Annotated in this window: 12 protein-coding genes and 1 pseudogene; 3 read left to right on the forward strand and 10 right to left on the reverse strand. The window is 62.3% G+C overall.

The features are described from left to right. Nucleotides 1-132: 132 nt before the first annotated feature. Both NKH67_RS13705 and NKH67_RS13710 read left to right on the forward strand, forming a co-directional pair. On the forward strand, nucleotides 133-2,040 hold the full coding sequence (locus tag NKH67_RS13705; RefSeq protein ID WP_353031135.1) for a propionyl-CoA synthetase: 1,908 nt from the start codon (nucleotides 133-135) through the stop codon (nucleotides 2,038-2,040). Between the two features lie 193 nt (nucleotides 2,041-2,233). Continuing rightward, on the forward strand, nucleotides 2,234-2,935 hold the full coding sequence (locus tag NKH67_RS13710; RefSeq protein ID WP_352813824.1) for a metallophosphoesterase family protein: 702 nt from the start codon (nucleotides 2,234-2,236) through the stop codon (nucleotides 2,933-2,935). Nucleotides 2,936-2,950: 15 nt separating this feature from the next. Here NKH67_RS13710 and NKH67_RS13715 read toward each other — a convergent pair whose 3' ends face one another. The 6 genes from NKH67_RS13715 to NKH67_RS13740 all read right to left on the reverse strand — a co-directional run bounded on the left by NKH67_RS13715 (nucleotide 2,951) and on the right by NKH67_RS13740 (nucleotide 10,559). Further along, nucleotides 2,951-5,371, reverse strand: coding sequence for a polysaccharide biosynthesis tyrosine autokinase (locus NKH67_RS13715; RefSeq protein ID WP_352469932.1), 2,421 nt, complete (start codon nucleotides 5,369-5,371; stop codon nucleotides 2,951-2,953). A 149-nt stretch (nucleotides 5,372-5,520) separates the two neighbouring features. Further along, the gene (locus tag NKH67_RS13720; RefSeq protein ID WP_353031137.1) at nucleotides 5,521-6,417 is read right to left on the reverse strand and encodes a UTP--glucose-1-phosphate uridylyltransferase; all 897 of its coding nucleotides are present in this window, start codon (nucleotides 6,415-6,417) and stop codon (nucleotides 5,521-5,523) included. 75 nt (nucleotides 6,418-6,492) lie between these two features. Further along, the gene (locus tag NKH67_RS13725) at nucleotides 6,493-7,443 is read right to left on the reverse strand and encodes a glycosyltransferase family 2 protein (protein ID WP_352681431.1); all 951 of its coding nucleotides are present in this window, start codon (nucleotides 7,441-7,443) and stop codon (nucleotides 6,493-6,495) included. Next, nucleotides 7,433-8,383 carry a glycosyltransferase family 2 protein gene (locus tag NKH67_RS13730; protein ID WP_352681433.1) on the reverse strand — a complete coding sequence of 317 codons (951 nt, stop codon included), beginning with the start codon at nucleotides 8,381-8,383 and terminating at the stop codon, nucleotides 7,433-7,435. The genes NKH67_RS13725 and NKH67_RS13730 overlap by 11 nt, the downstream gene beginning before the upstream one ends. Next, on the reverse strand, nucleotides 8,383-9,375 hold the full coding sequence (locus NKH67_RS13735; protein WP_352469928.1) for a glycosyltransferase family 2 protein: 993 nt from the start codon (nucleotides 9,373-9,375) through the stop codon (nucleotides 8,383-8,385). The genes NKH67_RS13730 and NKH67_RS13735 overlap by 1 nt, the downstream gene beginning before the upstream one ends. 11 nt (nucleotides 9,376-9,386) lie before the next feature. Beyond that, the gene (locus NKH67_RS13740) at nucleotides 9,387-10,559 is read right to left on the reverse strand and encodes a glycosyltransferase family protein (RefSeq protein ID WP_353031139.1); all 1,173 of its coding nucleotides are present in this window, start codon (nucleotides 10,557-10,559) and stop codon (nucleotides 9,387-9,389) included. 301 nt (nucleotides 10,560-10,860) lie between these two features. Between NKH67_RS13740 and NKH67_RS13745 the strand changes: the two are divergent. Beyond that, nucleotides 10,861-11,913: pseudogene (locus NKH67_RS13745) on the forward strand (polysaccharide pyruvyl transferase family protein); the annotation flags it as partial. 222 nt (nucleotides 11,914-12,135) lie between these two features. On the opposite strand, the gene NKH67_RS13750 reads toward NKH67_RS13745, so the two are convergent. From NKH67_RS13750 to NKH67_RS13765, 4 genes are all read right to left on the reverse strand, one after another. Continuing rightward, a complete protein-coding gene (locus NKH67_RS13750; RefSeq protein ID WP_352769074.1) occupies nucleotides 12,136-13,599 on the reverse strand; it encodes a lipopolysaccharide biosynthesis protein in 1,464 nt (487 codons plus the stop codon). Further along, nucleotides 13,596-14,882, reverse strand: coding sequence for a glycosyltransferase (locus NKH67_RS13755; RefSeq protein WP_353031141.1), 1,287 nt, complete (start codon nucleotides 14,880-14,882; stop codon nucleotides 13,596-13,598). Before NKH67_RS13755 ends, NKH67_RS13750 begins: the two co-directional genes overlap by 4 nt. A 72-nt stretch (nucleotides 14,883-14,954) precedes the next feature. After that, nucleotides 14,955-16,034 (reverse strand): glycosyltransferase, encoded by a 1,080-nt coding sequence (locus NKH67_RS13760; RefSeq protein WP_352872239.1) that lies wholly within the window; start codon nucleotides 16,032-16,034, stop codon nucleotides 14,955-14,957. Nucleotides 16,035-16,065: 31 nt separating this feature from the next. Beyond that, nucleotides 16,066-17,397, reverse strand: coding sequence for a UDP-glucose dehydrogenase family protein (locus NKH67_RS13765; protein ID WP_352469923.1), 1,332 nt, complete (start codon nucleotides 17,395-17,397; stop codon nucleotides 16,066-16,068). Nucleotides 17,398-17,407 lie beyond the last annotated feature (10 nt).

Below are 17,407 nucleotides of genomic sequence, written 5' to 3' on the forward strand. Positions count from 1 at the left end.
GGCCCCCAGACCACCATGACCCGCACTTGCGGCCAAGTTAGAACGACGGCAAACGAAACGCACAAATACATGGTTACACAAACCAGCATACGCTATTTCAAGGACAGCAAACATTCCTGGGGAGGAAGCTGGATGGCGTCACGCTACCACGAGGTCTATGACGACTGGAAACGCGACTCGGAAAAATTCTGGGCCGATGCCGCGGGCGAAATCGACTGGTTCTCGCCCTTTGAGACGGTGTTCGACGCCCATGCCGGCGTCTATGGCAGGTGGTTCATTGGCGCCTCGTGCAACACCTGCTTCAATGCCGTCGATCGTCATGTGGCGGGCGGCCGTGCCGACCAGATCGCGTTGATCCATGACAGCGCGATTTCCGGCACAATCAGGAAGTTCACCTATACCGAGTTGAAGCGCGAGGTGATCGCGCTGACCTCGGTGCTCAAGAATCGTGGCATCCAAAAAGGCGATCGCGTCATCATCTACATGCCGATGGTGCCGGAAGCAGCCTTCGCCATGCTTGCCTGTGCGCGGATCGGCGCCGTGCATTCGGTGGTCTTCGGCGGCTTTGCCTCGCATGAGCTCGCCACCCGCATCGACGACGCCAAGCCGAAGCTGATCATCTCCGCTTCCTGCGGCCTGGAGCCAGGGCGCGTGGTTGCCTATAAGCCGCTGCTCGACAAGGCGATCGAGATGTCGCGGCACAAGCCGGAAAGCTGCCTTATCCTGCAGCGCGACCAACTGCGCTGCGAACTCAGGGAAAACCACGATATCGACTATGCCGACGCCGTGGCGCGGGAGCGGGCCGCGGGTGCCAATGTCGACTGTGTTCCGGTGCTTGCCACCGATCCGCTCTACATCATCTACACGTCGGGCACGACCGGCCAGCCGAAGGGAATCGTGCGTGACAATGGCGGCCATATGGTCGCGCTGAAATGGTCGATGGAAAACGAGTTCGGCGTCAAACCGGGCGAAGTGTTCTGGGCGGCTTCCGATGTCGGCTGGGTGGTCGGCCATTCCTATATCGTCTACGGCCCGCTGCTGCATGGCTGCACAACGATCCTGTTCGAGGGCAAGCCGGTCGGCACGCCCGATGCCGGCACCTATTGGCGTGTGATCGCCGAGCATGGCGTCGTCGCGCTGTTCACCGCGCCAACCGCCTTTCGCGCCATCAAAGGACAGGACCCGAAGGGCGAATTCGTCCCGAAATACGACCTGTCCAAATTCCGGACGCTGTTCCTCGCCGGCGAGCGCGCCGATCCCGAAACCATCAAATGGGCGGAGCAGAAATTGACCTTGCCGGTGATCGACCATTGGTGGCAGACCGAGACCGGCTCGCCGATGACCATCAACCCCGCCGGACTGGGCCTGTTGCCGGTCAAATACGGCTCGCCCGGCGTGCCGATGCCCGGTTATGACATCCGCGTGCTCGACGATGCCGGGCATGAGGTCAAGCGTGGTACGCTTGGCAATGTCGTGGTGAGATTGCCGTTGCCCCCCGGCTGCCTGCCGACGCTGTGGAATGCCGACGAGCGGTTTCGCCAAGCCTATCTCGACGAGTTCCCCGGCTTCTACAAAACCGCGGATGCCGGCATGATGGACGAGGACGGCTATCTCTATGTCATGGCTCGCACCGACGACATCATCAATGTCGCCGGCCACCGGCTATCGACCGGCGCCATGGAGGAGATTCTGGCCGCGCATCCCGACGTCGCCGAATGCGCCGTCGTCGGTATTGCCGATGCTATGAAAGGCCAGGTTCCACTCGGCTTCGTCGTGCTGAATGCCGGCGTCGACCGCGACGCCGGCATCATCGAAAACGAGGTTGTCACCCTAGTGCGCGAACGGATCGGCCCGGTCGCTGCCTTCAAGACGGTGGTGACGATCAAGCGCCTGCCGAAGACGCGCTCCGGCAAGATCCTGCGCGGCACCATGCAGAAGATCGCCGACAAGGAGGAATGGGCCATGCCGGCAACGATCGACGACCCGGCCATCCTCGACGAGATCACCGCCGCGCTGAACCGCCGCGGCATCGGCCTGTAATGGGCGCCGAAGCCGAGTTGCGTCCGAAGCTCCGGTATGGAACGACCGGCGCCGGACGTGGTATCCACGCGCGGTGTCGTCATGTTGTTTCGGAATCGAGACGCACCCACAGCCATGCGAGACGCCATACGTGACCCTGTTCCAGCGATCGAGAAAGCCCCAGGCCGCGGCACGCCAGCGGCTGGAGATCGATATGCGGGGCGCAGTCGTCTATGCGATCGGCGACGTGCATGGCTGCTACAAGGAACTCCGCGCCCTGGAGCAGAAGATCGTGCTCGATTCGGCGCCCTTCGAAGGGCGCAAGCTCATAATCATGCTTGGCGACTACGTCGATCGTGGACGCCAGTCGGCGCGTGTGCTCGATCATCTGCTGGCGCCACCGCTCCGTGATTTCCAGCGCATCTGCCTTGCCGGCAACCACGAAGTCGTGATGCTGAACTACGTCGACGGGATCATTTCGAGAGAGTCGTGGCTGGCGATAGGCGGCCTGCAAACGCTGTTTTCCTACGGCGTCGACCCGTCGCGCATGGCCGATCTCTATGGGTCAAGCGAGGAGGTCGACAAGCGCATTCGGGAAGTCATTCCAGCCGACCACATTAGCTTCATGCGCGCGCTGCCGGTCATGGTCTGTTCGGCGAAATTCGTGTTCGTCCATGCCGGCATCAGGCCCGGCATCGACCTCGCCGCGCAGGACGAGGACGACCTGCTGAATATCCGTTCGGACTTCTTCGACGCTGCGCATCTTCTCGACCGCTATGTCGTGCACGGACATACGCCGGTCGACACTCCGAAGCTCGAGGGACGCCGGCTTGGCATAGACACCGGCGCCTTCCAAACCGGCCAGCTGACCGCCCTCAGGATCGTCGACAACCGCGCCAGGTTGATATTTTCCTGAGCGCGATGTCGTCGCTCAGGCGGCTGCCTTGGTGCGCGCTTCCGATTTTTCCAGATAGTAGCTCGAATATTTGTCGAAGAATTTTTCCGAGCCGCCGATCGCGCCATATTTGGCCAGCTTCTTCAGTTCGACCTTGTTCAGCACCGCGCCAATGATCTTCTTGGCGATGTAGGGCTCCGAGCTGAGCATGGATTGCACCATCGCACGCGGCGTGCGTCCCCATTCGGTGACCAGCACGAAGCCGTCGACAAGCGGAGCGAAGGCCTTGGCGTCGACGACAGGCCCGAGCGGCGGCAGATCGACGATGATGTATTCGAAGGTTTCCTTGGCGTTATCGATGAAACGCCGCATGCCGGCTGAAGACAGAAGCTCGCTGGTATGCGAAAACTGGCCACGCAGGACGGCCGGAATGATTGCCAGCTTGGTCTGCCGGTCGATCTTGCCGACCGACTGCCATGTCTGCCCGCTCACCACAGCTTCCATCAGGCCCTGCTCGGCCTCCATACCGAGGCTGCGGCTGAGGCCGGGATTGCGCAGGTCGCCGTCGATCAGCAGCGTTTTCGATCCGTTGACGGCAAGCAGCCCGGCAAGATTGGCCGCCACCGTCGACTTGCCCTCGCCGGGAAGCACCGAGACCACGCCGATGACCCGGCTGCCCTGGCCTTCCATGACGACATCGAAGGCGATCTTGGCGTTGCGCAGCGTCTCGGAGAACATCGATGCCGGGGCATCGACGGTTACCCGCATCCGCGCACGTTTTTCGGCTGCCGACAATGTTTTGGAGGGCTGGGATTTGGAGGACTTGGCGGTCTTGGATTCAACGACTTTGACGTCAGGCTGACCGCCATTGCGCTGGTCATCCTTGCCAGCCTTGCCGATGACCGGCAGATAGCCGAGGAATTTGAGGCCGACCCGGTCGCGCACATCCTCGCCGGTCCTGAAGAAGCGTTCCCTGAATTCATTCAGGCCACCAACCCCTGCCCCCAGCATCATGCCAAGCGCCAGCGAAAGCCCCAGCACGATGGCTGTGCGGGGGGTTGCGGCCGACTGCGGCATCGTCGCGTCCGAGATGACCCGGATCTTGCCGACCGGGAAGGATTGCTGCTGGGCGGCCTCCTCATAGCGGTTCAGGAACGTCTGGTAGAGCGTCGACAGCGCCGTCGCCTTTTGGTCCAGCTCACGCAGCTTGACCTGCGACTGGTTGTCGATGGAGCTCTTGCCAGCCGCCAAGGCGACATTTGCGCGGAGCGCGGTTTCGCGCGCCAGAGCGACCTCGTATTCGTTGCGGTAGCTTTCGGTCAGTTGCTTCAGCTCGCCGAAAATCTGCGCCGATATGTCAGCCTTCTCCTTGGCGAGCGCGACGGCCTGCGGATGTTGCGGGCCGAAATTGGCTTCGACATCCTGCTGTCGCTTGGATACGGTGAGATAGCGGTTCTTCAGCGTCGTGATGACCGAGCTGCTCGGCTGGTCGTTCGATATCGCAGCGTCCTTGAACGCGTTGTCCGAGCCGCTTTCGACGATCGACTTGTACTGCTGATAGCGGGCGCCGGCACGTGCTGTATCGGCCTGCGCGACGATCAGCTGGGTGTTGAGATCGGACAATTGCTTGTCGCTGATCAGCTGGCCGTCATTGACGGCCAATCCGTGTTCGGCCCTGAACTTTTCGACCGCCAGTGCAGCCGCCTGGGAGCTCTCACGAAGCTCGGTCAGCCTGCCTTGCAGCCAGACCGCCGCCCGCTCGGTCGCGTCGAAGCTGGCATCGAGTTGATCGGCTAGATAGGCATCGGCATAGGCCTTGGTGATGGCGGTCGCAAGCGCCGGATCCGTCGCCTGGAAGGAGATGCTGATGACAAAGCTCCGGCCGATCCGCTCGGCATCGAGTTGGGTCTGCAGTTTGAAGATTGCGTAGTCACGGGGCGATGAGGATGCGGTGATCGCGTCACGCGTCGCAGCATCAAGCTGAGTGACATCGGTTGTGCTAGCGGCGCGCTTGGGGCGGACAGACTGGACGATACCGCGCACAAAGCCAGCAACCTTCGACAGGGCCGACGTCGGAGGGTTCATGAAAGCGTCGTTCTGATCGAGCTTCAGCTTGTCGACGACCACCCCAGCCAGCCTGGCCGACTGTAGTATTTCGATCTGGCTCAGAACGGCGGAGTCGGTCTGCATGCTGACCGACGCCGCCGAAATGTCGTCGACGACCTTGTTCAATCCTTCGTCGATCAGCACGCTGCTCGTCGCCACATAGGTAGGAGGCGTCGTCTGCAAATAGAGCACGCCGAGAAAGAGACCGATGACGGCGCAGGCGGCAACCACTTTCGCCTGCCGCGCGGCCATGCCAAGCAGGCGCTCGATGTCGATGAAGTCTTCGGCGTTTGCCGCATTAGAAGCCGGCAATGGCGTCCTCTTGTCGACAGGAAAATTGGCATAGTTCATCTTCGGTCCAATTCTAGTTTGCAGGCGCTACCGCCTCGAAGGTCGGGACATAGGGTGCAAACCTTGCGCCGGACAGTGCGCGTTACGCGCGGCGCAACGGCCTGTCCTGCGTCATCAGCCGCACCCACAATGCCTCGAAAAAATGGACATTATGCGGCTTCTTCCCGACGCTGATGCGACCGGACGAATTCCTGCAGCATCTCGAAGATCGGGCCCTTCATGTCCTCCCGCGCCAGCGCGAAAGCGATATTGGCCTGGATGAAACCCTCCTTCGAACCGCAGTCGAACATGCGGCCGTCGAAAGGCTGGGCGAAGAAGGCCTGGGTCTGTGCGAGACGCACCATTGCGTCGGTCAGCTGGATCTCGTTTCCGGCGCCGCGTTGCTGGCTGGCAAGCAACGAGAATATCTCGGGCTGCAGGATGTAGCGGCCGTTGATGTAGAAGTTCGACGGCGCGTTGGCAGGAGCCGGCTTTTCGACCATGGCCGTTACCTCGAAGCCCGTGCCGACATCAGCGCCGCGCCCGACAATGCCGTATTTGCTGGTCTCGGTCGGATCGCAACGCTCGACGGCGATGACGTTTGCGCCAGTCCGTGCGTAAAGATCGGCGACCTCGGCGAGACAGCCGCGCCCGCCCAAGGACACCATGTCCGGCAAAAGCAATGCGAAGGGCTCGTCACCGATGACTTCGCGCGCGCACCAGACGGCATGGCCGAGGCCTTGCGGCGACTGCTGGCGGATGAAGCTCGTCGCGCCGGCGACGGGAAGCAGGCTTTCAAGCGATTCGAGTTGAGCCTTCTTGCCGCTCTGCTCCAGGGTTCCGATCAGTTCAGGATGCAGGTCGAAATAGTCCTCGATCACCGCCTTGTTGCGGCCGGTGACGAAGACGATGTGCTCGATGCCGGCCTCGAACGCCTCGTCAACCGCATATTGCACGACAGGCCTGTCGACCACCGGCAGCATTTCCTTCGGCATGGACTTGGTCGCCGGCAGGAACCGCGTTCCGAGCCCCGCCACCGGTATGACTGCCTTCCTGACTTTTTTCATTGCATGTTCCTTCTGAGGAGATCGATTTCAACCCTGTCGCAGGCGGCGAAACTGTCTTCATTCACCTGCAGCCCTTCACCTCCCCGCCACCACGGCAAACTGTGCCGCTACCCTTCGCAGCCGGACGGCGATCGGCATGCTCATATGCCGAACCGCCGCCGGATCGCTGAGCGCCGTCCATATCGCCTTGAGCGGGGACCGCGCCTTGATGTGCTGGACCAGCGACAGGAATGATGCCGCCCGGCGCAGGCTGCGAGCGCGCCTGGCGAACGCCGCCTCGGCCGCAGCATCCATGGAATGGGTCGCGGCGAAGGTGGCATCGGCCCTGCGCATCGCCTCGACGTGATGAAGTTCGAGCACCCGGGAGATGGAACCGGTGCGAATGTGGTAGATATAGCCCGTCGTCGGCTCGACGACGCATTTGCCGCCTTTAGCCAGAGCACTGGCCAGGAGGATATAGTCTTCGCCAATGATCAGGCTTTCATCGTAACGAAGCCCGTTCTCGTTCAGGAACCGGCGCTGGAAGATCGGCTTGAGGTAGCCGAGATTGAACCTCGATTCGAAGAGGACGTTACCGCCGATGAAATCCGCCAGCGAGATTGAACCGAGGCCTTCCAGATAGTCGGCCGGGAACATCGTCTCTTCGGCAACGCCATCCTCGCGAACGACCTGCAGATTATCGACCGCGATCTCGGCGCCCGCTTTCTCCGCGCGCTCGATCATGGTGCAGATTCGCCCGGGATAGACCGCGTCGTCCGAATCTAGGACCGCGACCCACCTGCCGCGGGCAAGCTCAAGGCCGGCATTCCTGGCGCCGCCGGGGCCACGGTTTTGCTCAAGCGCGACAACGCGTACGATGTCTTCGGGGTAGGATCTCGCCAGGTCGAGCGTCCGGTCGCGCGACTTGTCGTCGACGACGATGACCTCGACGCTGATATTGCGCTGGGCGACGGCGCTGGCAATCGCCCGATCGATGGTCGCCTCGGCATTGTAGGCGGCAATCACGAAGCTCACGTCAGGCTGCACGCTTGCCCCCTTGCTGCGGCGAAGACAGGCCGTATTGGCGGATTTCACGAACCCCGACGAGGCCGCTGACGACGCCGACATGCATAATGCCGCGAAGCACGCTGCGGTTCCGACGTACGGGGTCGATGGCGACCGGAATTGCCGACAGGAAACTGTAGGCGGCCTTTGCCGCGGCAATGCCGACCTGCTTGAGCCGGGCAAGGCCGTGTGCGTTGCGCCCCAGAAGATGACCATGCGTCTGCCCAACGCGGAACCGGCGGCGGCCGAGCCAGTCGAATGCCGCCCTGGCAGGTGGCACCGCTTCGTCGACCCAAGCCTCCGGCGAAAAGGCGATGCGGCCGCCGGCCTTGACCATCTGGTCGAAGAATTCCGTATCTTCGCCGCCGGTCTGGCCACGTGCCAGGCTGAAGCGCCGGCCGCGCAGGCTCTCAGCGCCAATCCTGAGCAGGACGTTGCAGGTGTAGCCGGTGCGGATTTCGCCGCTCACCCAGACCGGCAAGGTCGAGTGGAAATCGCCTTTGCGCATCCAGGCGGGCGCATCCGGCAGGTAACGGGCTTGCACCGGCCCAAGCACCGTCGCAGCACCTGTTGCTTCCGCCGTCGCCACCAGTTCGGCAAGCCAGCCAGCGGTGGCCGTCTCGTCATCGTCGATAAAGGCGACGAAATCCGCCGCACTGGCATCGAGGCAAGCGTTGCGCGCTATCGAGATGTTGCGGGCCGGGGCGTGCCGGTAGGTCATTGGCAGCTTCAACTCCGCAGCCAGCGTCGTCACCATCTGTTCGGCCGTCGGCGTATCGTCGTTGTCCGCGATGATAACACCGACGTCGAATCCCGCGGGCATATCCATGGCCGCTATGGAGCGAAGCGTGTCGGCAAGCTCCGGCCGGCGAAATGTGCAGACGCAGATATCGATGCTTCGATTTTTCCTGACCGGGTCCATCACGCTACCCCGCGCTGCGGTCGCGGTGCGAGCAGTTGCAGCCAGAAACCGACCGACCAGCCGAAATGCATGACCATTGCCGAGACGCCGGCAAGGGCAATGTCGGCTTTGCGCTGGCTGAGAGCGGTCCAAAAGCCGTAGCCGAGGCAGACCGACGCCCATAGCAAAAGCGGCACGGCCGCCAGCCAGTGGACGAAGGAAAAGGCGGCGAGAAGAACCACGGGGAACACTAGAAGCGGCACCATCTGCCGGATCTTCGGGATCATGCGGTGCTTGAGAACGTTCTTCGCCCGGCCACGGCCATAGCCGAGATACTGAAAATAGAGGCCCTTCAGCGAGGAACGCGGGTAGTAGACCATTTGCGTCTTGCCGGTCATCCAGATGCGGTAACCGGCCTGGCGGAGCCGATAGTCGAGTTCGGCATCCTCATTGTGGCTGAACGTTTCGTCATAGCCGCCGACCGCGGTGAAGGCCGATATCCGTATCAGTGCGTGGTGGCCATGATCGACCCATTCTCCCGCCGAAAGATGCCGGTGCTTGGAGCCGCCGGTGCCGAGCCTGGAGTTCTGCGCCGCTGCCGCTGCTTTCTGAACCATGCCGCTGCCACTGGTCAGCATCGAGACGACGACCGAATCCGCACCGGTGGCCTGCGCTTCTTCGACCAGCCGGTCGCAATAATCCGCAGGATAGCCGCCATGCGCGTCGATGCGAATGAGATAGTCGACGCCTTCCCCGAACCTGGCGACGGCGAGATTGATTGCCGCGCTCTGCAAGCGCTTTTCATTGTGCAGCAGGATCACCCGCTGATCTTTTGCGGCGATGTCCGCGACGATCGTCCTGGTGCCGTCCGTGCTGCCGCCATCGGCAACGATGATCACGGCGCCCAGCCTCTCGGCCGCAGGGCGGAGCTCTCGAAGCAACGCGCCGATATGGGCCGCTTCGTTCAGGCACGGAACCACGATCGTGCAGGATGGAATTTCGGTTTGCGTCATCGGCAGTCCTTCTATGCCAATGCTTCGGCAGCATATGGACCGGGAGCCGCAGTCAGCCCGCGGAGCTTTTCGACGAGCGCCCGACAATCGGCGCGGTCGTAGCTCCAGGTGCGCGGATTGCGGGCGAGAACACGCGCCCTCAATGTCCCGAACCGATGCTGCTCCATCGTGCCGACGGCGGCTTCGAGCGCCTCGGGCGTCGCTTCTGGCAAAAGAACCCCTATGCCTTGCCGGTCGAGGAACCGGCCGGTTTCGGTGGCTCCCATCGAAATCGGCACGGCTCCGAAGCGGCAGCCCTCATAGAGCCGGTTGGGCAGCAGCCATTCGGAGTTCAGGCCCTGCTCAAAAAAGTCGATGGCCCAGGAAAAGTGAACCTCGCGGTAGATCGCCGCCATATCCTCGGGATTGCGGTAGGGCCCGCCAAACGAGAGCCAGGGTTCCGATTCGACGAAACCGTGGAAATCGGGAAATTCGGACAGCGCCGGGCGGCCCCTGAGGACGATTTCAAAGCGGCCGTCGAGGCGGCGCGAAAATTCGGCCAGAAGCTCCAGGGAACGGCGGCAGCGGAGCGCCCCGAACCAGCCGATCCGCCAAGGCGGCGCTACGGGGTTCTCCGGCGCCGCGCGGTCATCCAGCGAGGCCGCGGCTGGCTCGAAATACTTGTTTTCGAGCAGTTCGACTGGGGCGGCAATCTGCCCGAACGGCTTGAAATAGTTGGCGATGAAGGCCGGAGAGCTGGTCACCAGAAGCTTCACATCCCTAGCCAGGAAGCGTTCTGCGCCGCGCATCGCCCATCCCAGCGGATCGTCGCGAAGCAGCAGGCGATGGATATCCAGGCACTCGTAGACGATCGGCACCGTTGCCTGGAAAGCCGATCTGGCGCGGCGGGCAAGCGCCAGCATTTCCAGATTGCGCGCGACAATGAGGTCGGGCCGTGGCATTGAGCCCAGCTTCGAGCCGGTCGAGACAACTGCCTTCATGATCGCGGCCAGACGTTGGGCGAATCGGCCATCACGAGTCGGGCCGAGATCGATCGGCTGCAAGCCCTCGACATCAGCAACTGCGCTTGCCGTACGACGAAAGCCCGCCAGCGTAACCTGGGCGCCGCCTGCCTTGAGCATTATGATCCGCCGGCGCACTGCCGGGTCGGAGACGTCGTGTACCAAGTACAAGACATGCAGCATGAAAACTCGACCGCTGTTGGCCCGCCCGCGACAATGCTAGTACAGCTCTTGCTGCATCGCAACATTTTTGGTTGCAGCGTAGCAAAGATCCCCGTTTTTTGTTGCACTGCAAAATCGATGGGTTAATCTCGCTCTGCTTGGGCCACATGGACCGCGCGTTGGCCTGCCATCGGGCTGCGCGCCAATAATCACGACGCGAGGACCATCCTTGGCGTGCAGCATTTTCGGCCAACCCGCCTGCAATCCGCCCTTCGCACCCGTCGATGGAAGCACGGGACTACTCACGAAATGAGGTCATTCCATGAAGATCGCGGTTGAAAACACCGTTTGCCTGAATACCGGGGATGCAGCGATTCTCCTGGCGATCCGCCATGTTTTCAAGACGATCGTGCAAGACGATATCCAGTTCTACGTCTTCGACAGCCAGCCGGAGGTGGCGGCGAGGCTCTACACGAAGAAAGAGTATCCTGATCTCGAATTTCACAAGCTGCTGTCGGAATCTCTGTTCCGCTACAAATACGGCAGCGGGCTGAAGAACCTGTTCAAGCCGATCTACAATCGGCTCGTCCTCAATGCCCTGCGGCGGTTCGGCACCCGCGGCGTTCTCGGGCGTTTGTTCAGCTCAAGCAATCGCCGTGGTCTCGATATCTACAAAGACGCCGACCTCGTGGTCACGACAGGCGGAACCTATCTTGTCGAGACTTACAATCTGGAACGGCGACTTAATCAATTCCGGATCGACGCGATTCTGGGCAAGGACCCCGTCTTCTTCACGCAATCGCTCGGCCCGTTCAACAAAAGTTACAATCGCCAGGAGTTGAGCCCGATCTTCGACCGGAGCCCGCTCATCCTGCTGCGCGACGAACGTTCGCGAGGCCACATTGTGGACATGGTGAAAGACCCCGGCAAATGCCACGTCGTGGCCGACGCCGTCTTTGCCCTGGCCGATACTGACAGGATCGGAAAAATTCTGGCCTCCTGCCAGTCGGCGACCGTCACCGGCCGCGTCGCCATTTCCGTCCGTCACTGGAACTATGTCAGCGACGGCGAGGGCGGCATGCGCCGCTACATCGACTCGATCCGCGCGATCGCGACCATCCTGGTCAGGGACCACGCCAAGGAGGTCACCTTCGTCTCCACCTGCCAGGGCGTGCCGGAATACGCCCATGATGATTCCAAGACGGCGCGGGCTATCGTTGCCGAACTCGATCCGGAGATCGCCAAGCATGTCAGCGTGGACGCTTCGTTCCACACGCCGGAGCAACTGATGGCACTGGTGAAAGGCTTCGACTTCGTCGTCGCAACGCGCATGCACATGATGATCATGTCGCTCTGCGTCGGCACGCCGGTGCTGCCGATTGCCTATGAATTCAAGACCAAGGAACTTGCCAAGCGGATCGGCGTCGCCGACCTGCTGCTCGACATCGACACGGTGACGCCCGAGGAAGCGAGCGCGAAGCTCGGCAGACTTACCGCCAATCTCGACCTCTATCGCAGGACGAGCCTTCAGGCAGTGCTTGAGGAGCATGCGTCGGCGATGTCGGCAGGTGAGCTTTTGAGGCCGGTGATTGCCGGCCTAGCGGGCGTTGCGCATGGCGCTGGAAAGCGTGGTGAACAGGGCGCTGCGCGACTGGCGAAGGGCGAGCATGAGGACCAGGCCGATCGAATAATTGAGGGCACCCGCCAGGACCACCGCGAGCAGGTCTGACTGGCTGGTCAGCGATGCCGGCAACTCGCGGTACACGGACCAGGCAAGCAGCGACGACGCGATGAATAGTCCCTGCATGACCAGGAAGTCGGCTGCGGTCACCGGGCCGACCCGGTGGACAAGAACGGCAAGCACCGGGACGCGCAGCACATAACCGCTGATCGCGTAGGCCGCCGCGACACCGACGGCGCCCCAGTGCAGGCCGATGATGAAGGCGGCGACCGTCGTCAGCGACGAGTAGATGCCCCAGTGGAACATGGTCTTGGTCTTGCCCTGGCAGATGAAGATCCAGCCGGTGGTGCTCGAGACGGACTGGATCAGGCTGGCGATGCCCAGCCAGGCGAAGATCGGCGCCACCGCCGTCCAGCGCTCGCCGAAGAGAAGCCCGACGACCTGGTCCGACGTCAGCGTCAGCGCCGCGATGCCGGGCATAGTGATGGCCGCCAGCATCCAATTGGTTCGCACATAGATGTCGCGAAACCGCGCCTTGTCCTCATGGATGCGACTCAGCAGCGGCACCATCACGCGTGTCAGCGGCTGGTTGATATTCTGCAGCGGAAACAGCAGGAGCTTGTAGGCGCGGTCATAATAGCCGAGCTCGATCGCGCCCGAATATTTTCCGATCAGGATGTTGTCGAGATTGCGCGAGAAGAAGTTGGCCAGATTGAAGCCGGTCAGATTGGCGCCGAAGGACAATATGTCGGTATCGACCTTCAGGTCCGGCCGCGACGGCGTCCAGCGCGCCACCTGCCATGCCGCGGCCAGCGCGACAACAGCCGAAACCGCCGGGCCAATGACCAGCGACCAGTAGCCCAGCCCCGCATAGGCGGCGATTGCGGTAGTCGCAAGTCCGGCAGCGGCGGTTATCACGTCGTTCAGCGCGAGTTGGCCAAAGCGCAAGTGACGGTTCATCAGCGCCAGCGGCACCGCGGCGAGGCTGCCAAGCAGCAGCGGCAAGGCAGAGCCGATGGTGATCCCGACCATGCGTTGATCGCCATAGAAGGCAGCGATGGCGGGCGCCAGGCATGCAACCACCACGGCACTGCCCAGCCCCACCAGCGCACTGATCCAGAATACCTGGTTGAGCTGCTCGGTACTGATATCCTTGCGCTGGACCACGGCCTGCTGCAGGCCAAGGTTTTGAAGCAGCCCGACAAAGGCCACGATCGGCCCGACGGAAGCCACCAGGCCGAAATCCTCGGGCACGAGCAGACGCGCAAGCACGATGACGGAGAGAAACTGGATCGCCATCTTGAAGCCTTGCGCGCCGATCGTCACCATGCCGCCGCGCAGGGCGACGCGACCGAACTGGGGGGGCGGGTTGGCGTTCATGCCGGCTGCCTGGCTTCGGCCAGTTGAGCAACGATCTGCGCAAAACGTTCGTTGAGTACGTCCGCGTTGAAATCCTGCTCGATCTTGCGGCGCGCCGCACATGCGATGCGCTCGCATTTGTCCGGGTTCTCTGCCACCCAGACAAGCTTGCGGGCCAACGCCGCAACGTCTCGCTCCGGTGCGAGGAAGCCTGTCTCCTGATCCTCGATCAGTTCGGGGATGCCCGAGTGATAGGTGCTGACGACGATGAGCCCGGCGGCCATAGCTTCCATCAGCGCCACCGGAATACCCTCGAGATCGCCGTCTCGCGCGGCTACGCTAGGCAGCAGGAATACGTGGGCATTGTGCAGGCGCTGCTTGACCTCGGCATGCGGACGCGGCCCGAGGAAAGTCACCCGGTCGGCAATGCCGAGATTTGCGGCGAGCTTCTTCAACTCTTCCAGCAATTCGCCGCCGCCAATCACCGAATAGACCCAGTCGCGCCGCGGCAGGCTGGCGAGCGCCCGAAGGGCGAATTCGATGCCCTTCTTTTCGGTCAGCCGGCAGACCGAGATGAAGGACAGCGTGTCCCGGTCCCAGGAACGCCAATGGTAGCCGATCTCACCGGGCCGCACGCCCATATGGTGAACCATGACTTGCGCCGGGGGTGCGCCGACGCCGATCAGGGCATCGCGGAAAAACGCGTTCACCGGGAGCTGGAGAACGCCCTTGTCGAAGACAACCTTGTAGCGCGTGAGCGTGTTGTCATGCAGCGGTTCGCCGACATCGCGGCCGTGGAATATGGTCACCAGCGGAGCGGAAATCCGGCCTCGTTTCATGGCGCGGGCGACGCGCATGCCGTTATTGCCGAAATGCGCGACGATCACATCGGCGTTCTGCAACTTGCGCGCAAAAGCGATGTCGACAGCGGTCGAGAGCTTATCCCAGAACCTGCCCGACCATCTCCTGAGCGTCGGGCGAAAGCGCCCCAGCCCGCCCCACCAGCAGACGACCTTGCCAGGGAGACCCTGCCAGCGGCGATCGTCGATGTTGCTGTCCTTGCCGAAGGACGTCTCGTTGCAGACGACGCCGACTTGCATGCCGCGCTCGAGGCACCCTTCTATCTGGTCGAGGACGAAGGTCTCCGACAAAGAGGGGAACTTATCAACTACGAAGCAAATCTTCATCGAATGGACGATCTTTCGAGGCCGGTCGGCGATCTGCTCGCGCGGATGAGGGATGACGCCCGTCGCCGCCGTGCGAGGCGCCTCAAGCGTCCGGTGTTGTGCGTGTCGTTGTCCCAAAGCAGCTCCCACCCCTGGGTCAGGCGCAAAGGCAGGCTTTTGAACGACGTGGATGGTTTTGGACGAATTGCATCAGGCGGCACGCTCCAGCGCGCCTTGCCTGGCGCGGTCGAGAACGCCGAGAAAAGTCGCGAACTGGCCGTCGGGGTTCATTTGCGGCCGCTCCGAAAACAGCTGCGCCGCCGCCGACAGCCGATCGTACTCGGCCTTGTCGCTCCATAGTCGCCTGACCGCGGCGACCCAGTCGTCGAGCGGTGCGTCATAGTCGAGCACCACGCCGCCGGCGCCAATCGCCTCCGGCAGGCCGCCGCGACGGGACCCGACGACTGGAATGCCGCTGCAATGGGCCTCGGATGCCACCCGCCCCCAGGCCTCTTCCCATTTGCTGGGCGCCAGCAGGATCTTGGTGCGGCCATAGACGGTCTTCATGTCGCTGGTGCGGCTTTCCAGCCTGACGTTGCGCAGCGGGGCGATGATCTGTTCGATCTGCGCCCGATGGTCGTCGTCGAGCTTCCAGCTTTCGACGAACAGGAACGGAATTTCGGGGCATTGGCCGGCGATGCGCACGGCGAGTTCGAACCCTTTTTCGTTGTAAGGATTGATCAGCGTGACGAATTCACCGGTGGTCGGCGTGCTGTAGAGCCCGGGATTGATGGTCGGCGGGATCACGGTCGAGTCGATGCCGAACCTTTCCTTATAGGTGCGCGCAGTGAATTCGGAATTGGCGATATAAAGCGCCGAATGCAATTCGCGCAGGTCGCCGGCCAATTCGTGGAATTCGACGTTCCGCAGATAGACCACCAGCGGTATTCCGAGCGCCTGCAGCGCCTTTCCGATCGGCACCGATTTGTGGCACTGCACGACGGCGACATCGGGATCGAGCCGTTCGACCGCGAAGCGCGCCGCCTCCCAGGGAAACCATGCCCGCACGACCGGATAGCCGGGATAGCTGTCGATGACCGCTCGCTGGCGAAGCAGCTTCATCTTGGCGCGCGCCTTGAAGCCGAACATGCCGTCACCGAACAGCGCCGCCAGAACCGAGGCGTCATGACCGTGCTCGCGCAGCTGCTCGACCAGATGATGCGTGCTCGACTGAACGCCACCGCTGAACTGCGGCGTGTAGCCGTTGCCGCCCGCAAACAGAACTTTCATGGACCTGGCTCCTTGCTGGACCGCCCTAGCGTCACGCCGCCATTCTGCCGATGCTGTGGTATTCGATGCCGTGGCGGGCGATGACCTTGGGGTCGTAGAGATTGCGTCCGTCGAAGATAACGGGCGTGGTCAGCGCGTTCTTCAGCGCATCGAAAGACGGCGCGCTGAAGCTTTTCCACTCGGTCACGATCAAGAGCGCATCGGCGCCTCGCAGCGCGGCCTCCTTGGTGCCGCACAGTTGCAGGTCGTCGCGCAGCCCGTAGATCGCCTGGCATTCCTGCATCGCCTCGGGATCGTAGGCCTGGACATTGGCACCGGCGGCCCAGAGCGCTTCCATCAGCGTGCGGGCCGGGGCCTCGCGCATGTCGTCGGTATTGGGTTTGAAGGCCAAGCCCCACAGCGCAAATGTCTTGCCTTTGAGATTGCCCTTGAAATAGCGGTCCACCTTCTCGAACAGGACCGACTTCTGCTGGTTGTTGCGCTCCTCGACGGCACGCAGCAGCTTGGCGTCGAACTTGACGGCCTCGGCGGTCTTGATCAGGGCACGCACATCCTTCGGGAAACACGAGCCGCCATAGCCGAGGCCCGGATAGATGAAGTGGTAGCCGATCCGCGGGTCGCTGCCGATGCCCTTGCGGACTTCCTCGATGTCGGCGCCCAGTTGCTCGGCCAGGTTGGCCATTTCATTCATGAAGCTGATCTTGGTCGCCAGCATGCAATTGGCCGCGTATTTGGTGAACTCGGCACTGCGCACATCCATGACGATCATCTTTTCGTGGTTGCGGTTGAACGGCGCGTAGAGTTCGCGCATCACCGCCTCGGTGTCCTCGTTGCTGGTGCCGACGATGATGCGGTCGGGCTTCATACAGTCGCTCACAGCGGACCCTTCCTTGAGGAATTCCGGATTGGAGGCGACGTCGAAAGCCAGATCCTCGCGCCCGCGCGCCTTCAGCGTTGCGGCGATCCTGGCCTTTATCCTTTCGCAGGTGCCGACGGGCACGGTCGACTTGCCGACGACGATCTTGGGCTCGTCCATCTCACGACCGATGGCCTCGGCGACGGCCAGCACATATTTGAGGTCGGCCGAACCATCCTCGCCCGGCGGCGTGCCGACGGCGATCATCTGGATCTGGCCATGCTTGATCGCCGCGGCGGCGTCGGTGGTGAACTTGATGCGGCCGGCGGCATGGTTCTCCTTGACGATGTTTTCGAGCCCAGGCTCGAAGATCGGGACATGACCCTGGTTGAGCCGCTCGACCTTTTTTGCATCGATGTCGACGCAGACCACCTGATGGCCGACTTCGGCAAGCACCGCCGCCTGTACAAGACCGACATAGCCGATTCCAAAGACAGTCAAATTCATTCGGTTTCAT

The organism is Mesorhizobium sp. M0968, assembly GCF_040319065.1.
Lineage (GTDB): Bacteria > Pseudomonadota > Alphaproteobacteria > Rhizobiales > Rhizobiaceae > Mesorhizobium.